We start from the raw sequence: 20519 nt of genomic DNA on the forward strand, positions 1-20519 counted from the left end.
TTCTTTTGTAAGGTTTGCGTGAGTATAACGTTTATTTCAAAGTTCTTTATAAACAGGTGGTTGGTTATTATTCGTATTTCTTAAATTTAGCCGCACTCAAGCTATATTACGTGTACAATGCGCCGAAGATTTAAGCAAAGAATATAAAGTAAATGAAAAAATTCGTAGTTTCTCCAGTTGTAGCTTCGTTGTTTGCGCTTGGAGGATGTGGTAGTTCTACAGATAATTCCCCAGAAAAAGAAGTAATTTCACCAAAAGCTGAAATTCAAACAACAACGCTTACATTTAATGTAAAAAGGCGCACAAAATGTGGCTTAGTTGAATACCCTAATGCCAGTGTCATTTTTCATGGCGAAGACGGAAAGCCCATTGCAACGTATTCAAGCGACAAGGAGGGATTTTTTAGTCAGGAGGTACCAGAAGGAGCTAAACATGTGTCTATCATTGGAATGGAAAGCTATGGTAGAAACGACACGACTCGAAAGATATACAGTAAATTGGATATAGCCAATGGCGCTGAATTAGAAACGATCGAATTTGAAGATTTCTCAGTTTATTGTGAGTGTAAGGACGTGACGGTAGATCTAAGCGCACTCGCTGTAACCCATAGCATGTATAGCATTTCAAGGTTAGGAGGCGGCTCAATAAGTAATTATCAAGACGCGCCCGAAGTATGTGGTAGTGATGCGAAATTGTATTACTCGATAAATAACCCTGGCTATGAATTGAACACTTTGGCTGTTGTTGATGTGCCTCAGGACGTAAACTCAATCGTGGTCACTGGCAGTGATTTTGTTCATCAAAGTGTGAATGTACCTACATCACAATTTGAAGTAAAAACGAGGGTGGATGTTTATGGTTTAGACGATAACGGAAATAGAATTTTAGAAAATTTTGAATATGCAGCAGAACAAGTAAAACTAAAAATCTATCCATCCATATCTTCTAACAATAAACTAGATAACTATAAGAGTATCTCTTTCGCTCACGAGGGGCATCATGTAATTATGTCGAGTGGAGTGAGAGCGCAACTAGATGAAATGGGTCAAGTGACAGGTTTCAAGTTGCCTGAAGCATCAACAGAGCTAGCAGGGCAACTGTCATCCGCAGTAACCGCGTTAGAACAAGAACAAACGATGGCGTATGATTTTACTGATCTTGATGCACGCATTCAAACAGCTTCATGGCAGTTTTATATTGAAGGTACTGAGTCTATAAAATGGAATATTGCTGGCTCAGTGAAATCTGTGTTGCCCAAGCTAACATTTGGGGATGTGGTTTCGCTGCCAACGCAAAAAGTGTCATATAGATCTCATTTGTTGTTGTCAGGGTATGATGGGGCACCTAGTGATATTGAAGGATATCGAGGTTATGTATATAAAAACCTTGATAAGAGTAACCAAAGTGATTATGCCTTTATCTTCCTGTCTTCGCGAACAACTGGCGAGCCTATTCTTTAACTAAAAAAACGGCAGCTCTTAGACGCTGCCGTTTTTTTGAATCTTTTTTATCAACAATTACTTGATGATAAGTTGGTCTTCGTAAGTATAGATGCCGTTTGGATCTGTTAGGTTGAATACCTTAACAGCCATTGTTTTACCAGCAGCGTTTTCACACTGTACGATTTGGTATAAAACTGGCTGAGCAGTGTCGTTAGTGTACACTTTGTCTTGCGTGAAAACGTCAGAGTGGAACGTATTTGAAGTATCACGTCCGTGGAATAAACCTAGAGATAGGCCACGGTTTGCAACAGTATGACAGTAAGACTGGCTCTTGTTTTGGTTGTTTACGTTAAGCGTGCTCTTTACGCGGAAAGCCGTGTGGTAACCAAAAGAGTAAGGTTGGTTAACGAACTCACCAGCTGGCTCAACTGTGATGTCCCAGTTTACAATTGGTGCGCCAGGTACGTTTACAAGTACATTGTACCAAGTGTTGTCTGCATCGTAACAGCTTAAGTGAAGCGTTTTATTGTGAGTCAGTTTGTCTTCTGCAATTGCATTTGTTACACCAACACTTGCTGCGTTAGCGTTAGCTGCATCTGCTTGAATACCTACATTTACAACATGGCTGCTGTCAACGTTTGAATATAGGTTACCATTATCGCAACGTGCGCCATCACGAAGTTCAATATCAGCTGAGAAGTTATGTGCGAACTCACTTGTGATAACTACACGGCTAACCGGGCCGTATGAGTATACAGTGTGACGATCATAACCATTTGTATCAGCGATATTAATAGGCGCAGCAACTGCACTTACAGTAGTTAACATAGCAGCAGCGAGAGTACCTAATTTAAACATTTTCATCTTCTTTCCTTTGGTCGTTCATTAGTTCGGTTGTTTATCACTTGTTAGTTTTGTCAATCATCACTTGGGCCCAAAGTGTTGACGAGATGCAAAGTAGCAAACGAAATAGGTACGAGGCAAATTAACCAAGAAAAGTCGCTATCAAACAGGATGGTGATTTAATATTAATAATAATATCAATAACATATTGGCTTTTTGGGGTGGGCTTTGTAAATATAAAAGTATATCTACTATTTTATTCATAAGGTTCAATCATCATTGCAGATAAGTTCATTGTTTATAGATAATTAATAATTTGAATTTTATGTAAATAGAAGTGTGTTTTTTTGATTTTTAAAGCTTAATAGCAGCTCCATTTAAGCGAGGGGATAGTAATTTTCATACATCTCAGTAACCAGAAGTATTGTTTTACAATGCAGAAAATTATTGAATCGTTTTGACCGCGTCCTGAAGTTTTTTATCTGACCATACCTCTGGTGTGGTTGGTGCTTTGCCTTTTTGTAACGTAGTGCCCATTCCCGGCTTTGAAATAATCACTCGTCCATGCTCATTCTCTACGACGATTGGGTGTTCACTGTCTAATAAAATGACATCAATCGTATCTTCGTCGTAGAGGTTTCCACCCCAAAAATCGGTGCCTCGTATGCCAATAGAACCCATTGGTGTTTTAATCTTAAAGTTTGGATTGGTCACTTTGGTTATTTCTCCCGTAACTATCCGAAACGCGCCAGAGATAAACTCAAAGCTAGCATCTGAGCTTTGCTGATACTCAAATTGATTAACAACAAATTGCGTTTGTTCTCCTAAGGACAAAATGGTTCCCTCCGAGAATCTCACTTGTGCGCGTGCGTTCTTACCCGTATGCAGAGCGTCCTCAATAAATATAGGGGATTTACGCGTGAGATTACGATGGTGACTGTCTGACTGAGCTGTGACCTGTTTTTTGGCAAGCATGACTTTTGCCACTTGATTATCTGCAAAACTGTACGTGCTTAAAATAAGCAAACTCAGTAACAAGGCTTTCATTAATAAACTCCAGAGGTTTTATATAAAAATAGAAGCAGAATCGCCGAGTGTCGAATGGTGTTGGAAGGATAAGGTTAATTCAAAATATCTAATCACAAAGTGGCTGACAGTGCGTCAGCACTATGAACAACACATCAGAACAGGTAATGAATTTGTGCAAGTGAGAGCAACTTCCGTTTATGCCAGTGAGCCCTTGGCGATCATGCGATCTGGGTCGTTACATTGGGCAACAATGCAGCTAGATAAAGCTCCGTATTTTACTAAATCTTTATTACAGCAGCTAGGCCACTTTTATTTACCAGAGCCCGGTGTTCAAAATCATACGATTAAGGTTTTGAGTAGTGATAAATCGGGTGTTTTCAGTCTGGGTGGCGATTTGGCGAATTTAACAAACTGTGTAAAGCAACAAAATGAGCCTTGGCTCCGAGATTATGCTTTTAACTACATGACCTTGCTACATCGTATTTTGGCAGGTTCTCGGCATAATCTAACCAGCATCGTGTTGGTACAGGGCAGGGCTTATGGAGCTGGAATGGAAGTTGCTCTTTGTGCTGATTGTGTTGTTGCAGAAGAAGGGGCGGAATTTTTCTATCCACCTGTTGCCTTTAATCATGGGCTAGAGCACTTGCTGGTATCAAAGTTAAAGCACAAGGCGTCACGGTGTGCGTTGATGGAAGTCATGTATTCTAATTCGCGTTTTAGTGCTCGTGATTTATATGAACTGGGACTGGTCGACGTTTTGACAGAGTGTGGTAAGGGAGAGCAGAGCGTACGTAGTCTAGTTCAGCGGGCACAGGCCTGCGATATTGGTCATACAGTATTACAAAAATATCGACACCGAAAAGAAACACACTCTGTCAGTCAATTTGGCTCATTGGCAGAGGCTTGGGTTAAAAAAGCCGTCAAGGTTGACGAGAATCAGCAAAAATACCTGCGTAGACTTGGGCGCGTAAGGTATTGAATATAATACATGGCGATGAAGGCCGTATACGCGCAAGGAAGGGGTAGCGGCCTCATTTTTAGACAGACATTGAGAGAGTTTACTCAGTTGTCTGCTTGCGGTGTTTTTTAATGGCTTTGGCAATACGTTTAGCGGCGCGTTGCATTGTTTTTCGATTTGGATGTAAACCATCATCCATAGGTTCAAAGCCACGCCATATATCTAGAAAAATGGCATCAGGTACTTCATTTTTAAGGCGATTTAGCCTCAATTCTGAAAAAGTATCATAGTTATCTTTACTTATGATCCATGGCCAATTAAACCGTTGTCTAAGGGTTTCCCAATCAATGGCATCATAATCCGGCGCCTTAGAAAAAATAGGTGTGATCCCAGCAGCTAACGCTCTGTTGGCAACATTGACGAAAGTATCTATATAAGTGTGCATTTGTTCTAAAGTACATTCCGAAGTTTCAGACATTGGAATACCAAATGCGTCAGGGTGGTTGCAATCATTACCTCGAATAATAACGATGTATCGGGCGGATATTTCTCCTGAAAAAGAGGTCACTCTACTCAGTGCTTTAGTAAACTGCTTTTCATAGCCTTCCCAGCCGGGCCCCACACACTCAGGACCCGGAAAACACGTTAACCTATCAAATGTGGTTGCACCGGCTTGCCCTTCGTTGATGAGATGGCCAGAGAGGCGAGGCTCTCTAATTAAGGCATTTCCAAGAGAAAGGTAGCGACCGGAATTAATGGCGATGCCATTAAGTGGTGCTTGTAGATTGTCAAAATAGGGCATTTTTGCATTTGCAAAAGAAGCGCCTATCAAAAGCAATGGCGCTTCTTCCGATTTAGGTGCGGCATGCAAGTTTGATGTAAAAGATAAGCTGAGTCCCAACAACAGGGGTTTTATAGTTTGAGAAGTGAACATGATAATCCTTTTTGGTTTAGTTGTAGCCACTACACGTTAGGTGATGTGAATAAGTGAGTAAGTAAGACTTTGGTAGATTTATGAAAAGTGTTGTGATGAATGTAAAGCCGGTTTAACTGTATTCAAGAAGCAAAAAAGCGCCTTGCGACGCTTTGGTAAACCTAAAAGTACTATTTTACACCACCGCAAGTCCAACCCATACCGCATGTCTTTGCTTCTCTATGGGTAAAGAACGGACAACCCCGGTCGTATTCTGTTTCACGACCAGGTCTACCACCAGCAATAGCGGGCGTTGCGTTTAAGTCAAGAGATTGATTATTAGAAAGATTTTTAATTTGTGACTTATTTAATTTTAATTTCATTTTAATTTCCTTTTATGTTCCTAGAGACTATAAATTAGCCACTGCTGTGAATGTTGTCAACAATATATTGTATGCAAAATAAGTGTTCACCAAGCTAGTACTCATATTTATTCACGCTCCAATCCGATTAGTCGCACAGGAAAGCAAACTAAACAGCAATTATTTTTCACACCTGCCTGGCTCACGCGTTGTATGAGTAATAGTCCTCAATTTCATTAACACCATGTATAAATCGTAAATTCTGCACAGTATTGGTTTGAAAAGTCAGAGTAAATGAGTGTTGCTAGATGTTTAAGTATTTATTGGTGGTGTCAGGTAATAGCAATGATAAAAATTCTTAACGAAAGTACGGTTTTCAACTTACTGCTAGATAAAGGCGTTTTAGTTGTGCCAACCGCAGGGCCACTAGAGGTCGCATCTCAGGGGCTGGTTTGTCATGGTGAGATAGCTGTTCAAGATGATATCGAAAAGTTTCTGACGAAAAAGGTCAATATGTCACCGTATATTAATGGTGCATATGCGGCAGGCGGTACCGTAACGTTCAGCGCTATCAATGACATTGTTTTATCGGAAGTTACTTTCAAAGGCGGGGCGCCAATTGTTCTCAAAGGAGACATTGTGTGTGCATTAAGTGTGATACCTGCACTCAATCCACAAGGAGTACCAGATCCTGGCCCACCTACTGAGCTCACTGTTAAATTTGAACCAACACAACCTATTGTTATTTCTAAATAATATGTGCTTTTTAAACGAGTGCATCAGGGGCATGTTCCCTTATATAAGTGGGTCATTAAAGGGTATCTGATGAATAATGTAAAACGTCGAATTTGTTTTTGCCTAGCGATTGTGGCGACAGTGCTTTCTGGTTGCTATAAAGAGGGGTTAATTAGAGGGAGCAATGAACTTTTGCTCAATGGCAGTCTTTTGAAAGGGCCATTGGCAAATGCTTTAATTACCATTAGTGATGTTAATCACTTAACTATCTGGCAAGGACAAAGCAATGAGCTAGCACAGTTCGAAAGCCAATTCAGCGTTCATGAAAATAGCTTATTTCATATCAAAATAGACCTCTTAGATAATACCACCATGGTATGCGATACCGCTGAGTGCTATGACCGTAACGGAAATTTAATCGCTAACTACCAAGAAATTGTGCCCGCGTCAGAACTGACAGGGTTGAGGCTCAGTCATTTGTCATCGTCCAACACCCAGCGTAATTCACTGCAAGTAAACGCGCTTACAACGTTAGTTTATGACCAGCTCGTTAATCAATTACAGGATGGTGTGAACCAAAGTGGGGTTGATTCGGCCTCACTTCAAGCAAGCCGATTAGTTTTGACCGCGCTGAACTTGAGCGAGGGTGATATCAACCTTTTGGACAGTACTTTGTCAGATGTTGAAAAGATAAGTGACTCTTCAGATCAAGCAATGACGACCTTAAGTCTCGTAAATGCGTCAATTGCAGAAAACATTACGCTATTAACCCCTTTGTCTTCAGCGATCAGCCAATTTGTTTCTGAGCCTGATAATCACCAAGTCCAAGATACTTTGTCTGACCTTAAAACGTCAGTTATGACCAGCGCGGTTAAACTTGCGCAAAGTGGGTTGGTCGAGGGCGTGCCAGCAACGGTAGAAGCGTCATTACATGAGGCGCAAATAAACACAATTGATTTTGAGTTGCTGCAAAGACAAAGTACCGAGCTACAGATGAAAATTCAGGCTGCCAACGCGGTGGCTTCTGTAACGGGGGCGACAGGTGCGAATGGCTAAAAAAAATCGAATATCACGGCTAAGAAACGTGTATTGTCTCTCGCTAAGCTTAGTGGCGCTAATTTTCAGTTTGGACGTTGAAGCTCAACCGTTATTTGCGCTTAAGGAGAAACAAACCAGCAGCCAGCCTTGGTATAAAAAAGTAAATTACTTCGGCATTGTTTCAACTCGCAACCAGACTCTGTCTTTGTCGAAGTCACCGACAAATATAGCAATTGAAAGTGATAAATTTGATGGCGATTCACATACCCTCGAGGGTCGGTTTGCTTTGGGTGGTAAGTTATTTTCTCATGCGTCTATCTATGGGGAATTAACCTTGGATCAGACGGCGTTAAAAGGAAGAATAACGCGTAAAGGAGCAGCACACTTTTCTGATTCGGTCGATTATCGTAGATACAAATCAAGGTTTGAGCTTTTTTATGAATATGCACTGCCCCATGGATTCTCGAGCGGTGTAGATCTGTATTTTGGTTCTGAAAGATATCAATATCGAGAAAGTCATGTAACAGATAGAGAGTTTGGAGGTGCATTTTTACTGAGCCATGTATGGCATTTTCGCAGCGCTCACCTAGATTTTGACTATGTCATGAGTTATCGAAAACTCAATTTTGGCAGTGCTTCTCTGAACGACACAAGTCAGGTTAACCACGCATTGCTGGTTGAATATGGCTATCATTTTACTGAACATCTCAGCGGTTATTTTGGTGGGCGGTATTCAGTTTTTCCACATCATAATAAACAGAGCTATTGGGGCAGTAGTGCACAGTTAGCTTTAATGTCAGAGATAGAGTATCGCTTAAATGCCAGCTCGGTATTGGCCTTCAAACTGGAAAAATTATGGCTGAGCAAAAGTCGCTACACCCATACGGTATCAGCCCAATACGAGTATAGATTTGGCAGTAAAAAAACTAAAAGGCGCAAAAGGAAATACAAAACGCCCAATTTGTTAATAAGGTAATTAGCCTTGGAAAACAAAGTAAATCTAAAAGTAGCAGTGTTTGGTGGCGCAGGGATTGGCCTTTTATTTGGTGTTGTTATGGGAACCAGCGTGACACCAACCGTGAGTATTTTACTTGGCGCATTGACCACCATTTTAGGGGCAATTTTGGGGCTAAACGACCGTTACTTTAACGATGCGAAAGCTGCGCGGATCGGCGCATTTGGTATTGCATGTGTCATCGGCGCATATATAGGAATTTATGTACGGTCGCATAATTTATTGGCACCATCACTCGTTGAACTTAAAGCCCAATATGTATCCGCGGGCTATACCGAGCAACAGGCGTTGCAACTACTGACTTTGAAAGAGTTTGGAATGCGATTGGATAGCACATACGCTGGCGATGAAACGTCGGCCAAATCTGAGTTTAGCTTTTCTGAGCAGGCAGCCAATATCGCAAATCAGCACAATAGCTTGTTATTTAGTTCTAGTATCTCGGTGAATGGGTGTGATGAATTATCTTACACAGATAGTAGTTTAGAGCTTGACGAAATCGTTAATAACTTTGAGTTAACAGGCGGAGTGTGGGCGACCGTGAGCGAATCCATTGTTACTGAGTTTGAGGAGTCTGAGCAAAAGAAAATGTTACTGGCGATCCGCTATAGCGTATGTGCACAGCAACAAGATTTACCTTGTATTGGTAATTTACAGCTAACGGATTTGCTGACTTTCACGCAGGTAAAAAGCGTACTTGGGGCTCCTTGGTCACATATTTTCGCGCGATTTGATGAGGGAGGTTTATCGGAAAACAGCAAGTTACGTGGCGTTAAGTTAGTCCATCAAATACTTTGTTCTGGCTGATAATGGTACAGTGATGGGAAAATTGATATGTAGACTACACCTATTGATATGCTTGCTGGTATCGATTCAGACAGCGGCTGATATCAATCCCGAACAGCTGAGCTTGAGTACTGTTAGAGTGGTTGTCAAAAAGCCTAACAATGAAATGAATGTGGCATCGGGATTTTTGTGGCAGAAGCCTCAGTGGGTTGTTACTTCGTTGCATGTACTAGACGCACATGCAAAAAGTCGGATAATTATCGAGTTTGGCAAAAAGAAGCGCTTAGCTAAGGTGTCGCGAGTGTTGCCTGAGGCGGATTTAGTCTTGTTGGAAGTAATGAAGCCACCTAAAGGGTGGTCCCCTCTGACGTATTTCAAGCAATCAAGACCAAAGTATCGTGAGCATGTCACTGCATTGGGCTTTCATCATGGCGCTTTAGCAATGAGCACGAGAGAGCTACTAAAAGGGTACGCAAAACCCGAAATTTTAAAACAGTTTCTGCCACCTAATGCAGTAGAAACACTAAAGAAAACAAATATTCCAGATATTGAGTTTCCGATATATTACTTGGATGGTAGTTTACTTCCAGGCTTTTCAGGTGCACCGGTATTTGACTGGCAAGGAAAATTAGTAGGTATAGGTAATGGAGGTTTAGAAAATGGTGCGGCCAATGTGAGCTGGGTTATCCCGGCAACAAATCTAAGTAAATTGGTTAATTCAAAGCAAAGTACATTACCAAAGGGCTTGTACAAGACTTCAAAGTTATTCACCTTAGATAAAGTAGTACCACTGAAAAACCAACCAACACGTCACCTAGTTTTTAAGCCATATGATGTATTAACTTGGCTATTCTCACCTGCCTATGCCGCTTCTGATGAGTGGGACTTTGGTAGTAGCCAATTGGTAGAGCCAAATGCCATTGAGTATCAAAATTTCGAATTTTATAAAATTAAAACGCGCAGTATGGCCGAGCTCATTTTAAGCAGTGCAACTCCCAATGAACTGCGCAGTATTCAACACCTATTCAAAGCAATATTCGGTGAATTTCGAATTGATTTCGAAGCGCCAAAATTTGATATTTACAGTGATGCCTATTTGGGGATCAACATAGTTGTTCCGGCTGGAGCCCAATTATATGTTGATGAGCAAGGGTATTTATTAGCTAAGAGTGCCAACATGTGCAGGCAGTGTTACTACGAGCTGCAGTACCATGCACGTATACTCAGCGATAAAAACCAAGGCGCTTTGGTTGAATCTCCGGTGTCTTTTTTTGACGACAAATTAACTCAGCATTGGCAGGAACTTAATGACGAAGGAGAATTTGAAGAGTATGTTGATTTTCGGCATCTGACGAAGTACGGCGGTAAACGATTTGTTGCTAATGCCCTTTACGCAAACTTTAATGAGCCGCTGGTGGAGCGCTACGAAGTTAACTATTTGTCGATTGCGACAAACAGAAAAAGCTGGCTGCAAACACAGGCAATTAATAATCGGTTTGATGATGAATATATGCAGCAACTATCGACACATACGGGGCTAAATTGCCAACGCGTTAATTTGTCCAGTGAACAAGTCGAGTTATGTCAATCCCTCGTCTATGCATACACTTTACTTGCGAGTGTGCATTTAACCGGTTTTTCAAACCGTTTTTTCCCAATGTAACCCGTTCTAATTCTTGGCTATGTTTGTGTCGGATGACAATCCGACAGCTAATAGCCTCTAAGCTCGTTTAAAACACGGAAGGGCTGTTGCTCCATGTAACGACTTTTCACCTTCAATAAAAATAAAATATATAAAAATCATAAAATTAAAAAAAGATCAGATTAATTTTCACAGCTTCTTACCCATGGCGTCATAGCAGTACAAATTAATTAATAACACACATTGGTTGGGACTGATGTGGCGGAGCCGTGGAAACGCTCTTTGTTTTCGAGGCGCAGAGAAAAGGGTGGGTTTGTTCCCATTGATTTGCCACCTGAACTGTAATGACCGAGCAGCTCTGTGCCTCTTTTTCCCAAATTCTTGCCGAACCGGCTAATTAGAATGTAATTATCAACGTAAGGAAATATTATGCCTCAATATAAAACCCCAGACGTCTACGTCCAAGAGAAGTCAACACTGCCACCATCTGTTGCAGAAGTTGCAACCGCTATCCCTGCATTTATCGGTTATACAACTAAGCTAGATGATGAAGGTAACGTTGCTTATATGAATTCCCCTGTGCGCATTACTAGCATGGTTGAGTTTGAAGCTGTTTTTGGTGGTGCATACCAAGAAAGTTTCGCAGTTGCACCAAAAGCTTCAGGCGGCTTTAATGTCACGTCTGATGGTTCAAATTTAGCGGACGCATTCTTCTTTTTACACCAAGCGGTAAGTCATTTCTTTGCCAATGGTGGTGGCGCATGTTATGTGGTCAGTATTGGTCAAGCGAGTTCAACGCTTATTACAAACAGTGAACTTCAAAGTGCGCAAGCAGATCAATTTACCGCTGCAATTGCACTGTTGAATAAAGTTGATGAAGTAACCTTAATCTCTTGTCCAGAAGCCATTGGCCTGAGCACAGTTAAGCACTACGAAGTACAAAACAAAGCACTTGTTCATGCTGAAAAGAGAATGGACCGTTTTGCATTGGTTGACGTTCAAATGCAAGCAGACTCTATGAGCATTGATCCAATTTCTGATGATGCAAAAGCGCTAAGAGCTGGCGCAACGCTAGGTCTAAAATATGGTGCTGCGTACTACCCGTATTTAACAACGACAATGGCACGTACTTATGATGCTAAGCAAGTTGTTGTTAAATCACCATTGACGGCGCAAGTGCTTTGGCCAAAGGACGAAGCGACTCATACATTGGTTTCTTTGAACGCAAATGGTGAGTGGGAAGATATTGCTAAGGATTATTTATCTCCAAATAATGCACAGAGCAATTATGCTGATGATGCAGTGTACGACCCTGCTGGCAAGCAATACCTGACTGCGGAAACTGTATTTATTGAAGCTGGTGACGGCGCTGCATATTACCGTCTAACTGATGGTAAAGAAGTTGTACTTGTTGAAGGTGAAATCAAAGACAAAGATCAAGGCGGTAGCGTTGTGATCAATGACGTATGTATGCTGTCTGATGTCACTTTACCTACTTTACAACTAGCTGCAATTGGCGACCCTGCTTATCCGTTCTCATCAGCAGATGTATACAACCAAGTAAAAGCTGAACTTGGTAAAAACTACCTAGACCTACCGCCTTCACCTGCTATCGCTGGTGTGATGGCAAAAACTGACAAAGATCGCGGTGTATGGAAAGCGCCAGCTAATGCGGCGCTTGCGCAAGTATTAATGCCAAAGCTGGCTATCGACAATACTGAGCAAGAAAACCTCAACGTAGATGCAACCTCTGGTAAGTCTATCAATGCTATCCGTACATTTGTTGGCAAAGGCACTTTGGTGTGGGGCGCTCGTACGCTTGCTGGTAATGACAACGAGTGGCGCTATGTTTCGGTTCGCCGTTTATTCAACATGGTTGAAGAGTCAGTACAAAAAGCAACGCACTTTGCGGTATTCGAACCGAATACACCGTTCACATGGTTAAAGCTCAAAACCATGATTGAAAGTTACCTAGAAAACCTTTGGCGTTCAGGTGCATTCTTTGGCGAAACGCCAGAGCAAGCATTCTTTGTCAATGTGGGCCTAGGTCAAACCATGACTGAGGACGACATCAATAATGGCTTAATGAATATTGAAATTGGCCTTGCGGCAGTACGCCCAGCTGAATTCATTGTTCTAACTTTCTCTCACAAGAGCCTAGAAGGTTAATAATCAACGCCTTTTTTGGGCAATTAGCTAATCAAACATGTCTATTTGACGCCTTTTTAGTGCGTCAGGTAGACCACAATTATCACTACAGCTTGGCTGTAAATACCGAATTTTTTGGAGTTATTACATGGCTACTACTAAAGCAGATATCGCAGCAGAATATCCAATTCCCGTCTATCGATTTGTTGTCAGCTTCGGCGAAGAAAGCATCCCATTTTCAGAAGTGTCTGGTCTAGACATTGGTGTTGAAACTATCACTTACAAAGATGGTTATGGGAAAAAGCACATGCCTGGGCAACCAACTGATGTCAACATTACATTGAAGCGTGGTCTAGTTAAGCAGAAGAGCCAATTCTACGATTGGATTTCTTCTATCAGCTTAAATCTAGTCGACAAAAAAGACATCACGATCTCATTAACTAACGAAGACAGATCTCAGCCTATCGTTACTTGGAAAGTGATCAATGCGTTTCCTAAGAAACTCACAGCACCTAGCATCAATGGCGGCTCGAATGAAGCCAGTGTTGAGGCACTAGAAATGATGGCGGACGATATCAAGATCGAATTCCATTAATTTTTAATTTTCTTTTAGGGCACGTAAGTGCCCGCTTAGGTGGCTAATATGTTTCAAGATCCTAGAACACCTATGGTTGGGTATCGATTTTTGGTTGGTATCATGGCCGCCGGTGTGCCAAATCCCATTGATATTTTGTTTAAAGAAGTTAGCGGTCTTAAGATGAACCGCACTATTGAATATACCAATAACCGAGTCAGTATCGCCAACCAAAAACAAGCCAAAACATTAACTCTAAAAAGAGGTGTGTTTCAAGGTGGTAGCCTTTTGATGTTGCAAAACCTAGTTTTTGGCGATGCATGGAACACTTACTTAGTTAAAAACCACATTTTGATCACCACCTTAGATGATAACTACTTACCATCGCAAGCATGGCTTGTACAAAACGCATTTTTAGAAAGCTGGGAGTGGGAGGGGATTGATGCGAGCCGAAATGATGTACTTATTGAGTCTCTCAGTTTTAGTTATCGTGATTTGGTGGCAGTGCCTATTCCTGGCTTGCCAGTGTAAGGAGCCTCAAAGATGGAAATTAAGTGTAATCAAGTGCGGGTTAGGGCACGGATCCGTGCTGATCGCCCCGCCCAACCTGCAGAGCCAAGTTCAGGCGGTATGTCCAATGATGCACAAAAGCAGGCGCCCCAAGCTGAGCACTTTAGCAATACAGTGAACCGGGTTGAACTGCAAGACTTATTGTGCCAGTTAGAGTCAGACATAAAACGACATATTGAATTTAGATTTGCGCGGCAAGGAAAAGAAAAAAGGCCCTGATTATGAACAAAGCGGACGGTATCAATGCAAGTGGTTTACCCCTTTGCAAAGTGACATTTTATAAAAAAATCGAGCGAGGAAATGGCAATAAATTGGGAGAATTAACCTTACCTTATGATCCCAAGTCACTCAATGTGACTCATCAAAATTACCTAATAGAATCAAAAGCGATTGGTTCTGAAAGTGGCTCAGCTCGCTATCAAAAATCTCCTACGTCAATTTTAACGATTAAGTTTTTGCTAGATGACACGATTATCGAAACGCCTGCGCAACTAGCAATGGGCATAAGTGGAGAGACCACAACTGAAGACAGTATTCAGCAAATGCTGCAGTATGGTCTTGCTGTTCAAGGAGAGACACACTTACCTGCGTTTGTCACTATTATGCCGTTGAACATGGTTCTTAATCATGGCGCAGATGGCGGCTTTCACGGCATGTTCAATGATATTAACGTGATCAGTGAACTGGTTAATGCCAAAGGCAACCGAGTTAAAGCCCAAGTGGAGTGTAACATCTCAGAGTGTTTATCTAACAAAGAAATTAAGCTCAGAACAGGTAAAAGCTCGCCAGATCTTACCCACGAGTTGCAGTTTAAAGATGGCGACAGCTTAGTATCAGAAGTGACATCCATTTACGGTAAAGCAAACTATGTACATCAAGTTGCCAGTGTAAATAGACTGCCTTCGATTCGTACCGCGTCGGTCGGAGAATACGTTATATATCCACCATTGGAGCGCTAACATGGATATTCGATATACGATCTTAGTGGATGGCAGCGAGAAGAAGTTAGAGGTCGGTGTGCGAGAGATTAGCACCCACCGTGGGCTTAATCAGGTTTCTGAGTTGTCGATTGTATTTGAAGATGGAGATATGGCCGAAGAGACCTATACACTGGATCTCAATAAAGACTTTCAGCCTGGTAAGGCTATTGAGGTGAAAGCCGGATTTGGTGAAGACCCACAAATTACGTTATTTGTTGGTGTGATAACTGGTGGAAGGATTGGTTATTGCTGTGACCCGTATGTTGAAGTATTTGCTAAAGGTGAAGCAAATAAACTATGTCAATCTAAAATAAGTAAGCTCTACAAACCTGATTCTACCGATACAGATATCATCACTGACTTGCTCAAACCTTGTGCCGGCAAAAAAACCGTAGCAGACAGTAAAATAAAGCACTATCAGTACCTTATGGTTGAGAAAAAACCTTGGGAAGTGGTCATGAATCGGATCTTGACCAACGGTTTCGCACTCTACGAAGAGGAAGGGATCCAAATCGTTGATCTTACAAAGCACAAACCTGCTGCCACTGAGTTTAACGTTGCAATGGACGGGTGTACGGAATTTGAATTATGCCTAGACAATAGTTCTTACGCGCAAAAGGTTGATCACAGTGCTTGGGATATTAAAACGCAAGCCTTGTTATTAGAGACTTATGACTCGGGAGAGAAAAAAGAAGGGGCTGCTGCAGATGTTGTTATTAAATCTCAGATGCCTGTTGATAAGCTAGAGCTCGCAGCCAAAGCCAAAGCTGAGCAAGTTTATCGGTTGTTAGATACCAGCCAAGGTCGTATTCAAGTAGATATGTCCATTGCCACCACTTTACACAGTTTGAAGCTGCTAGATGCAATCAAGGTGTCAGGTGCTGGTGAAAACAACAAAGCAGATTATATAGTGACAGAAATTCATCATCATTTAAGCAACCAAGGCTGGTTTTGTGAATTTACACTGGGCTTATCTTTGACCAAGAGTGGCTGGTCTAAATGGGCTGAGTTGTCATCTACTCCCATGTTGGTAGGCACAGTTGCACCTTTTAAAGAAGATAAAGAGAAGCTGCATCGCATACCTGTCACTTTGAACACGTTAACGACTGAGCCTATTTGGGCAAGGTTGTTGACTACCTATGTAGGCAAAGAAGAGGGCTTATTCTTGCCGCCAAACCCTGACACCGAAGTGCTTGTCGATTTTATTGGTGGAGATGCTAGACACCCAGTTATTGTCGGTGCATGTCACAATCCAGTCGCGCCACCTCCGCTAGGCGGGTACAAAAAAGAATATGATGTTCGGGGGTTATTGTTTAAAGAGCAAGCAACCGCAATTAAGTTCACTTTCAAAGATCCGCATATCATTTTAGAGGGCAGCAAAGAGCACTCAATTTCACTGGGAGACAGCTCAGGTTATGCCTTGTCGCAAAAAGATAAAGCAGGTATGACGGCAAAAACAGATGTGGTTATAAAAACCCCTGATGACAGCCAAATTAAAATGGATAAGAGCATTACCATAGAAAGTGCGAAAGTGGTGGTTGCGACGGATAAGATGGAAATAGGATAACGAGGAGTTTTGTATGGATAATTCATTTCTTGGTCGGGGGTGGAGTTTTCCTCCGAAGTTTACAAGCCCAGACGCAGGGCCTGAAATGGCTGAAGATGAAGAATTAGTAAAACAAGCGATTACTGTTGCATTAAATACTCTAAAGGGGGAGCGACCTTATTGGAGTGAGCTGGGTTCTGGTTTGTCTAACTTCGTTTTTGAAGATGCCAGTGAATCAGCGTTGGTGACGCTAAAGCAAGAGATATCTGCGGTGTTATTAAACTACGAACCTAGAATTATCTTAGAAGATATTTCATTCGATATGTCAGACGTTTACGAAGGTGCGCTGTTAATAGAACTGACTTATATGATCCGCAAAACCAATAGCCGAAGCAATATGGTGTTTCCTTTCTACCTTGCAGAGCAGTCAGTTTAAACCCGTTTTTAAACTTTTATTGAACACGTCCTTTTCTTCTTTACTAGCCAAGTATCAAGCAGAACCACGCCGCTTACTATTTAGCAATGGTCAATCAGGCCAAGTAGCGCATAGATGTGCTCATATATAACATTAATAAGGTACTCTCATGACTTTTAAGTCTCGTAGTCAATCACTTGATTCAAAGGAAATAAAGGGGTTAAGTCAAACTGCACGACAGATCCCAGAGCTTTCTAGTGAATTTTTTAATATAGAGCCGCGTACAGTAGAACAGTGGTTAAGTTACTTGTCGACGGTTGCACAGCATACTCAATTTATTGGTCAAGCAACTTGGCAGCCTGTTCAGACTTGGTACAAAGTGATCCCAGAGCCTGCCAAATTTGCGGCATTAGCGAAGCTAATCGTGTCAGACAGCGGCGATGAACTAATTAAGGGTTTAGCAAGTAGACCTGATTTGGCTTTATTGCTCACGTTTGTGGATTTATTGCAGCATACGCAGCAGCAATTTAACGGTTTTGTGCAGCGCCACTTAGATCACTACTATCGTGATGTTTTAGGTTTTGACCTGCTAGATGCGACACCAGATTCGGCGCATGTATTAATCGAACTCAATGAAGTTGATTCCTTGACCCTGCAACCAGGTACACAGTTTGATGGTGGAAAGGACGAGCAAGGACAAGACTTGGTTTACCAACTCTCTGAACCAAGCGCGATTAACCGTGCCGTGGTTGACAATGTCATCACGGTAAACAAAGCAGACAATGACTCAGGTATCAAAATTGGCCGAAATGTTTTGCTGGATACGGAACAAGGGGTAGAGCTTGAAAGTAGCGCAATGACTTTTGGCGATATAGAGCAAGCACACCTGCAGCCCCCCGTGGAAATCGGCTTTAAAATTGCTTCTCAAGATTTATTCTTGAGCAGTGGCAAACGGGTAATCGCACTGCGCTTTTCCACAGATGAGTTTGGTGAAACACCAATTGACTTAACCTTGTGGCTTGAAAGCTTTGACATTCTGGTGAGTACCGAAGACGGTCCTATTCAACTAGACGCGCAGCAAGTGTCTTTGAGTAACAATAATGAGCTGGTTATTCTTGTTGATGAACTGTTTGCGCCAATTGCGCCGGTAAAAGATGTGTTTATAGGTCGCGACAAAGTATTGCCCTACATTGCATTTGTGTTGAAGCAATCCAAGTATGATGCTCTGTATGCGCTTGATTTACAAAAAAGAGATGAGTTACTTGCGCAGTTAACACGCAGTGAGATCCAGGAAATTCAGCTTGCAGTTACGGTATTAGGTGCAGATGGCTTAATTGCGAATAATGGAATTGGTTTTTTGGATACCTCAAAGCCCTTTGAACCGTTTGGCTTTACGCCCCAGCTCGCAGAAAAGTTCGAGTTCACGCACCCCGAATTACTATGCAAACGGGTTACGCGAGCGAGTATCGAGTTTAACTGGGTAGGTAGACCAGAAGATTTTGATGCGCACTATCAGACGTACCTGCTTTACAAAAACGTTGTGACAAAACCTCCTGTCACTGCAACTGACAACAGCGAACCTCTTCCTTGGCCGAAAAACCAAGTGCTGATCTCGCAGTCTGATGTAGCTTATAGCAGTGAGCAAACGAAAAAGGTATCAGACCTTTTTTACAATGATCCGGCATGGCAAGTGTCAGATGACGACGCGGGTTTTGAGTCATTGTCACTTGATGCTGCACAGCAGAGTGAAGCGCTACCAGAGCTGGTTAATAACGTTGCTACCAACCGCCTAGTATTTACCTATGACGATGATAATGGCGGAGCTGATTACTTATCTTTGCCTTTTAACTTAACTCAAGCGAAACAGTGGCCTAAGTGGTATACATTAGAGCTATCTAATCAGGATTTTGGGCACCCGCAATACACAAAAGTGTCTGAGTACTATGCTTTTCAAAATAGCATGAAGCTAGCTAATTGGGATCCCGATAATGGCGACTTTATTCCAACGCAAGTCCTTGAGCCATATACGCCATTATTAGATTCTGTAAAACTGCATTATCGGACACAAAGTACTTCTCGGGCGCAAAGAAATGCGATTGGTAATGTTATTTGGATAGAGCATATTTCACCAATCGGTCGTCAATTGCAGATTTTAGAAACCCAAAATAGCCTACATTTACTCCCTGAAATTGACGAACTTGGATATTTATACGTTGCGTTTGGTGCATTGCCAACACCAGGCCAGTGCAGTGTTTTGTTCCAGTTAGAGGCGGTGGATGGTTACAATTTTAGCGAGCCGCCGCAGTTTAAATGGGAGTACTACAATCAGGGAAAATGGCATCACTTTAGTCGTGATGATTCTCAGGGAAGTGACCAAGAAGGTAGGATCTTACAAGACAATACGTATGATTTACTTGATTCAGGGATCATCATTTTTTCACTGCCTGAGTTCGATTTAACGGACCAATTTAACCAAGATGGAAAAGTATGGATAAGGGCTGTGATTGACTCAGAAACGCGGGTGGACGACTACATTCAACCGATATATTCAAAATTGAAAGGGGTGTATTCACAGGCTGTACAAATCACCCTTAATTCAACAGAGCATGCGCAGTCTCATTATCTGAAACCTCTCGAAGCGGGCAGCATTGGTAAGTTGACGGTGACAGATCCTTCAATAGCGTCAGTTGTTCAGCCATTTGATAGCTTTGGTGCCAAAGTAAAAGAGGACGATAGTCGCTTGTACCGTAGAGTCAGTGAACGACTGAGACACAGAGATAGGCTTCTTACGGCGTGGGATTATGAACACTTCGTATTACAGGCATTTCCAGAGTTGCATTCAGTGACTGCATATCAAACTAAAGAGGGTGTCAATATAACGGTGATCCCGCTGAACCACGACACTGATATTTTACAACCTAAAGCTCCACGATATTTGATGCGAAAAATACAGGAGGAAGTGGAAGCCCGCTCTGTTCCAGACCTTAAAGTGCGTGTAGAGGACCCCAAATATGTAGAAGTACAGCTTGAAATCATTATTCAGATCGATCCTAGATTCGATATTCAGACCACAGTCGTTGAACTCAATGCGCTAATTGTCGAGACGTTAACTCCCTGGAACAAACCTGACGCAGAGCTATCGAAAACGATTTTCTTAACCGATGTCGCACAAGCTTTGGAAGCACACCAAGCGGTGAATATGGTCCAAGTTATTCGTGGTAAACGCTTAGGTGAACAAGCTAAAGAATATGCTCAGATCTCTCCACAAATTTGTTGTCCAGAAGGGTGTTGCTCGGAGGATAACTGCCCAGAAGGCTGTTGTTCAAAAGGTTGTAGTCCATCAGATGGTTGCCGCGAAATATTGGTCCCCACCCGGAACCATAAAATCTCTTTGACCAATGTAGATGGGGATGTTTTTGAAGGGATCGGTAAATGGAAAATTCAACATAACTTTGTTGTGCAGTGATCTCACTTACTTTCACTTGACGCTGAATTGAGAAAATCATTCACAGTTTAAATAATTCGG

19 protein-coding genes are annotated in these 20519 nt (G+C 42.0%); 15 read left to right on the forward strand and 4 right to left on the reverse strand.

The genetic code is table 11. The features are described from left to right. The first annotated feature begins 152 nt into the window (after positions 1–152). On the forward strand, positions 153–1460 hold the full coding sequence (locus tag J8M00_RS24930; RefSeq protein WP_211013107.1) for a hypothetical protein: 1308 nt from the start codon (positions 153–155) through the stop codon (positions 1458–1460). Between the two features lie 57 nt (positions 1461–1517). On the opposite strand, the gene J8M00_RS24935 is transcribed toward J8M00_RS24930, so the two are convergent. Together J8M00_RS24935 and J8M00_RS24940 are read right to left on the reverse strand one after the other, a co-directional pair. Next, positions 1518–2306, reverse strand: coding sequence for a hypothetical protein (locus tag J8M00_RS24935; protein WP_247687559.1), 789 nt, complete (start codon positions 2304–2306; stop codon positions 1518–1520). Positions 2307–2729: 423 nt separating this feature from the next. Next, positions 2730–3332 carry a FecR family protein gene (locus J8M00_RS24940; protein WP_211013108.1) on the reverse strand — a complete coding sequence of 201 codons (603 nt, stop codon included), beginning with the start codon at positions 3330–3332 and terminating at the stop codon, positions 2730–2732. 109 nt (positions 3333–3441) lie between these two features. Between J8M00_RS24940 and J8M00_RS24945 the strand changes: the two genes are divergently transcribed. Next, the gene (locus J8M00_RS24945; RefSeq protein ID WP_211013109.1) at positions 3442–4293 is read left to right on the forward strand and encodes an enoyl-CoA hydratase-related protein; all 852 of its coding nucleotides are present in this window, start codon (positions 3442–3444) and stop codon (positions 4291–4293) included. 79 nt (positions 4294–4372) lie between these two features. Here J8M00_RS24945 and J8M00_RS24950 read toward each other — a convergent pair whose 3' ends face one another. Together J8M00_RS24950 and J8M00_RS24955 are read right to left on the reverse strand one after the other, a co-directional pair. Further along, positions 4373–5206: a hypothetical protein gene (locus tag J8M00_RS24950; protein WP_211013110.1), complete on the reverse strand. Its 834-nt coding sequence runs from the start codon at positions 5204–5206 to the stop codon at positions 4373–4375. Positions 5207–5376: 170 nt separating this feature from the next. Then, positions 5377–5568: a hypothetical protein gene (locus J8M00_RS24955; RefSeq protein ID WP_211013111.1), complete on the reverse strand. Its 192-nt coding sequence runs from the start codon at positions 5566–5568 to the stop codon at positions 5377–5379. 324 nt (positions 5569–5892) lie between these two features. On the opposite strand from J8M00_RS24955, the gene J8M00_RS24960 reads away from it, so the two are divergent. From J8M00_RS24960 to J8M00_RS25020, 13 genes are all read left to right on the forward strand, one after another. Further along, positions 5893–6303: a hypothetical protein gene (locus tag J8M00_RS24960; protein WP_211013112.1), complete on the forward strand. Its 411-nt coding sequence runs from the start codon at positions 5893–5895 to the stop codon at positions 6301–6303. A 69-nt stretch (positions 6304–6372) separates the two neighbouring features. Then, entirely contained in the window at positions 6373–7338 is a 966-nt protein-coding gene (locus tag J8M00_RS24965) for a hypothetical protein (RefSeq protein ID WP_211013113.1), read from the forward strand. After that, complete coding sequence (locus tag J8M00_RS24970) at positions 7331–8296, forward strand: hypothetical protein (protein ID WP_211013114.1); 966 nt, start codon at positions 7331–7333, stop codon at positions 8294–8296. The genes J8M00_RS24965 and J8M00_RS24970 overlap by 8 nt, the downstream gene beginning before the upstream one ends. A gap of 6 nt (positions 8297–8302) precedes the next feature. Next, positions 8303–9139 carry a hypothetical protein gene (locus J8M00_RS24975; protein ID WP_211013115.1) on the forward strand — a complete coding sequence of 279 codons (837 nt, stop codon included), beginning with the start codon at positions 8303–8305 and terminating at the stop codon, positions 9137–9139. A gap of 13 nt (positions 9140–9152) precedes the next feature. Beyond that, positions 9153–10781: a S1 family peptidase gene (locus J8M00_RS24980; RefSeq protein ID WP_211013116.1), complete on the forward strand. Its 1629-nt coding sequence runs from the start codon at positions 9153–9155 to the stop codon at positions 10779–10781. A gap of 408 nt (positions 10782–11189) precedes the next feature. Next, on the forward strand, positions 11190–12929 hold the full coding sequence (locus J8M00_RS24985) for a phage tail sheath family protein (protein WP_211013117.1): 1740 nt from the start codon (positions 11190–11192) through the stop codon (positions 12927–12929). 127 nt (positions 12930–13056) lie between these two features. Beyond that, positions 13057–13503, forward strand: coding sequence for a phage tail protein (locus J8M00_RS24990; protein WP_023399363.1), 447 nt, complete (start codon positions 13057–13059; stop codon positions 13501–13503). Positions 13504–13551: 48 nt separating this feature from the next. After that, positions 13552–14013 (forward strand): phage tail protein, encoded by a 462-nt coding sequence (locus J8M00_RS24995; RefSeq protein ID WP_023399364.1) that lies wholly within the window; start codon positions 13552–13554, stop codon positions 14011–14013. A 12-nt stretch (positions 14014–14025) separates the two neighbouring features. Further along, on the forward strand, positions 14026–14271 hold the full coding sequence (locus J8M00_RS25000) for a hypothetical protein (protein ID WP_211013118.1): 246 nt from the start codon (positions 14026–14028) through the stop codon (positions 14269–14271). Positions 14272–14273: 2 nt separating this feature from the next. Then, a complete protein-coding gene (locus tag J8M00_RS25005; RefSeq protein ID WP_211013119.1) occupies positions 14274–15011 on the forward strand; it encodes a hypothetical protein in 738 nt (245 codons plus the stop codon). Position 15012: 1 nt separating this feature from the next. Further along, on the forward strand, positions 15013–16599 hold the full coding sequence (locus tag J8M00_RS25010) for a phage baseplate assembly protein V (protein ID WP_211013120.1): 1587 nt from the start codon (positions 15013–15015) through the stop codon (positions 16597–16599). A gap of 13 nt (positions 16600–16612) precedes the next feature. Beyond that, positions 16613–17014, forward strand: a complete 402-nt coding sequence (locus J8M00_RS25015) for a GPW/gp25 family protein (RefSeq protein WP_211013121.1) — start codon at positions 16613–16615, stop codon at positions 17012–17014. Positions 17015–17162: 148 nt separating this feature from the next. After that, on the forward strand, positions 17163–20459 hold the full coding sequence (locus J8M00_RS25020; protein WP_211013122.1) for a hypothetical protein: 3297 nt from the start codon (positions 17163–17165) through the stop codon (positions 20457–20459). Positions 20460–20519 lie beyond the last annotated feature (60 nt).

Origin of the sequence: Pseudoalteromonas luteoviolacea, assembly GCF_018100925.1 — a bacterium.
Taxonomy (GTDB): domain Bacteria; phylum Pseudomonadota; class Gammaproteobacteria; order Enterobacterales; family Alteromonadaceae; genus Pseudoalteromonas; species Pseudoalteromonas obscura.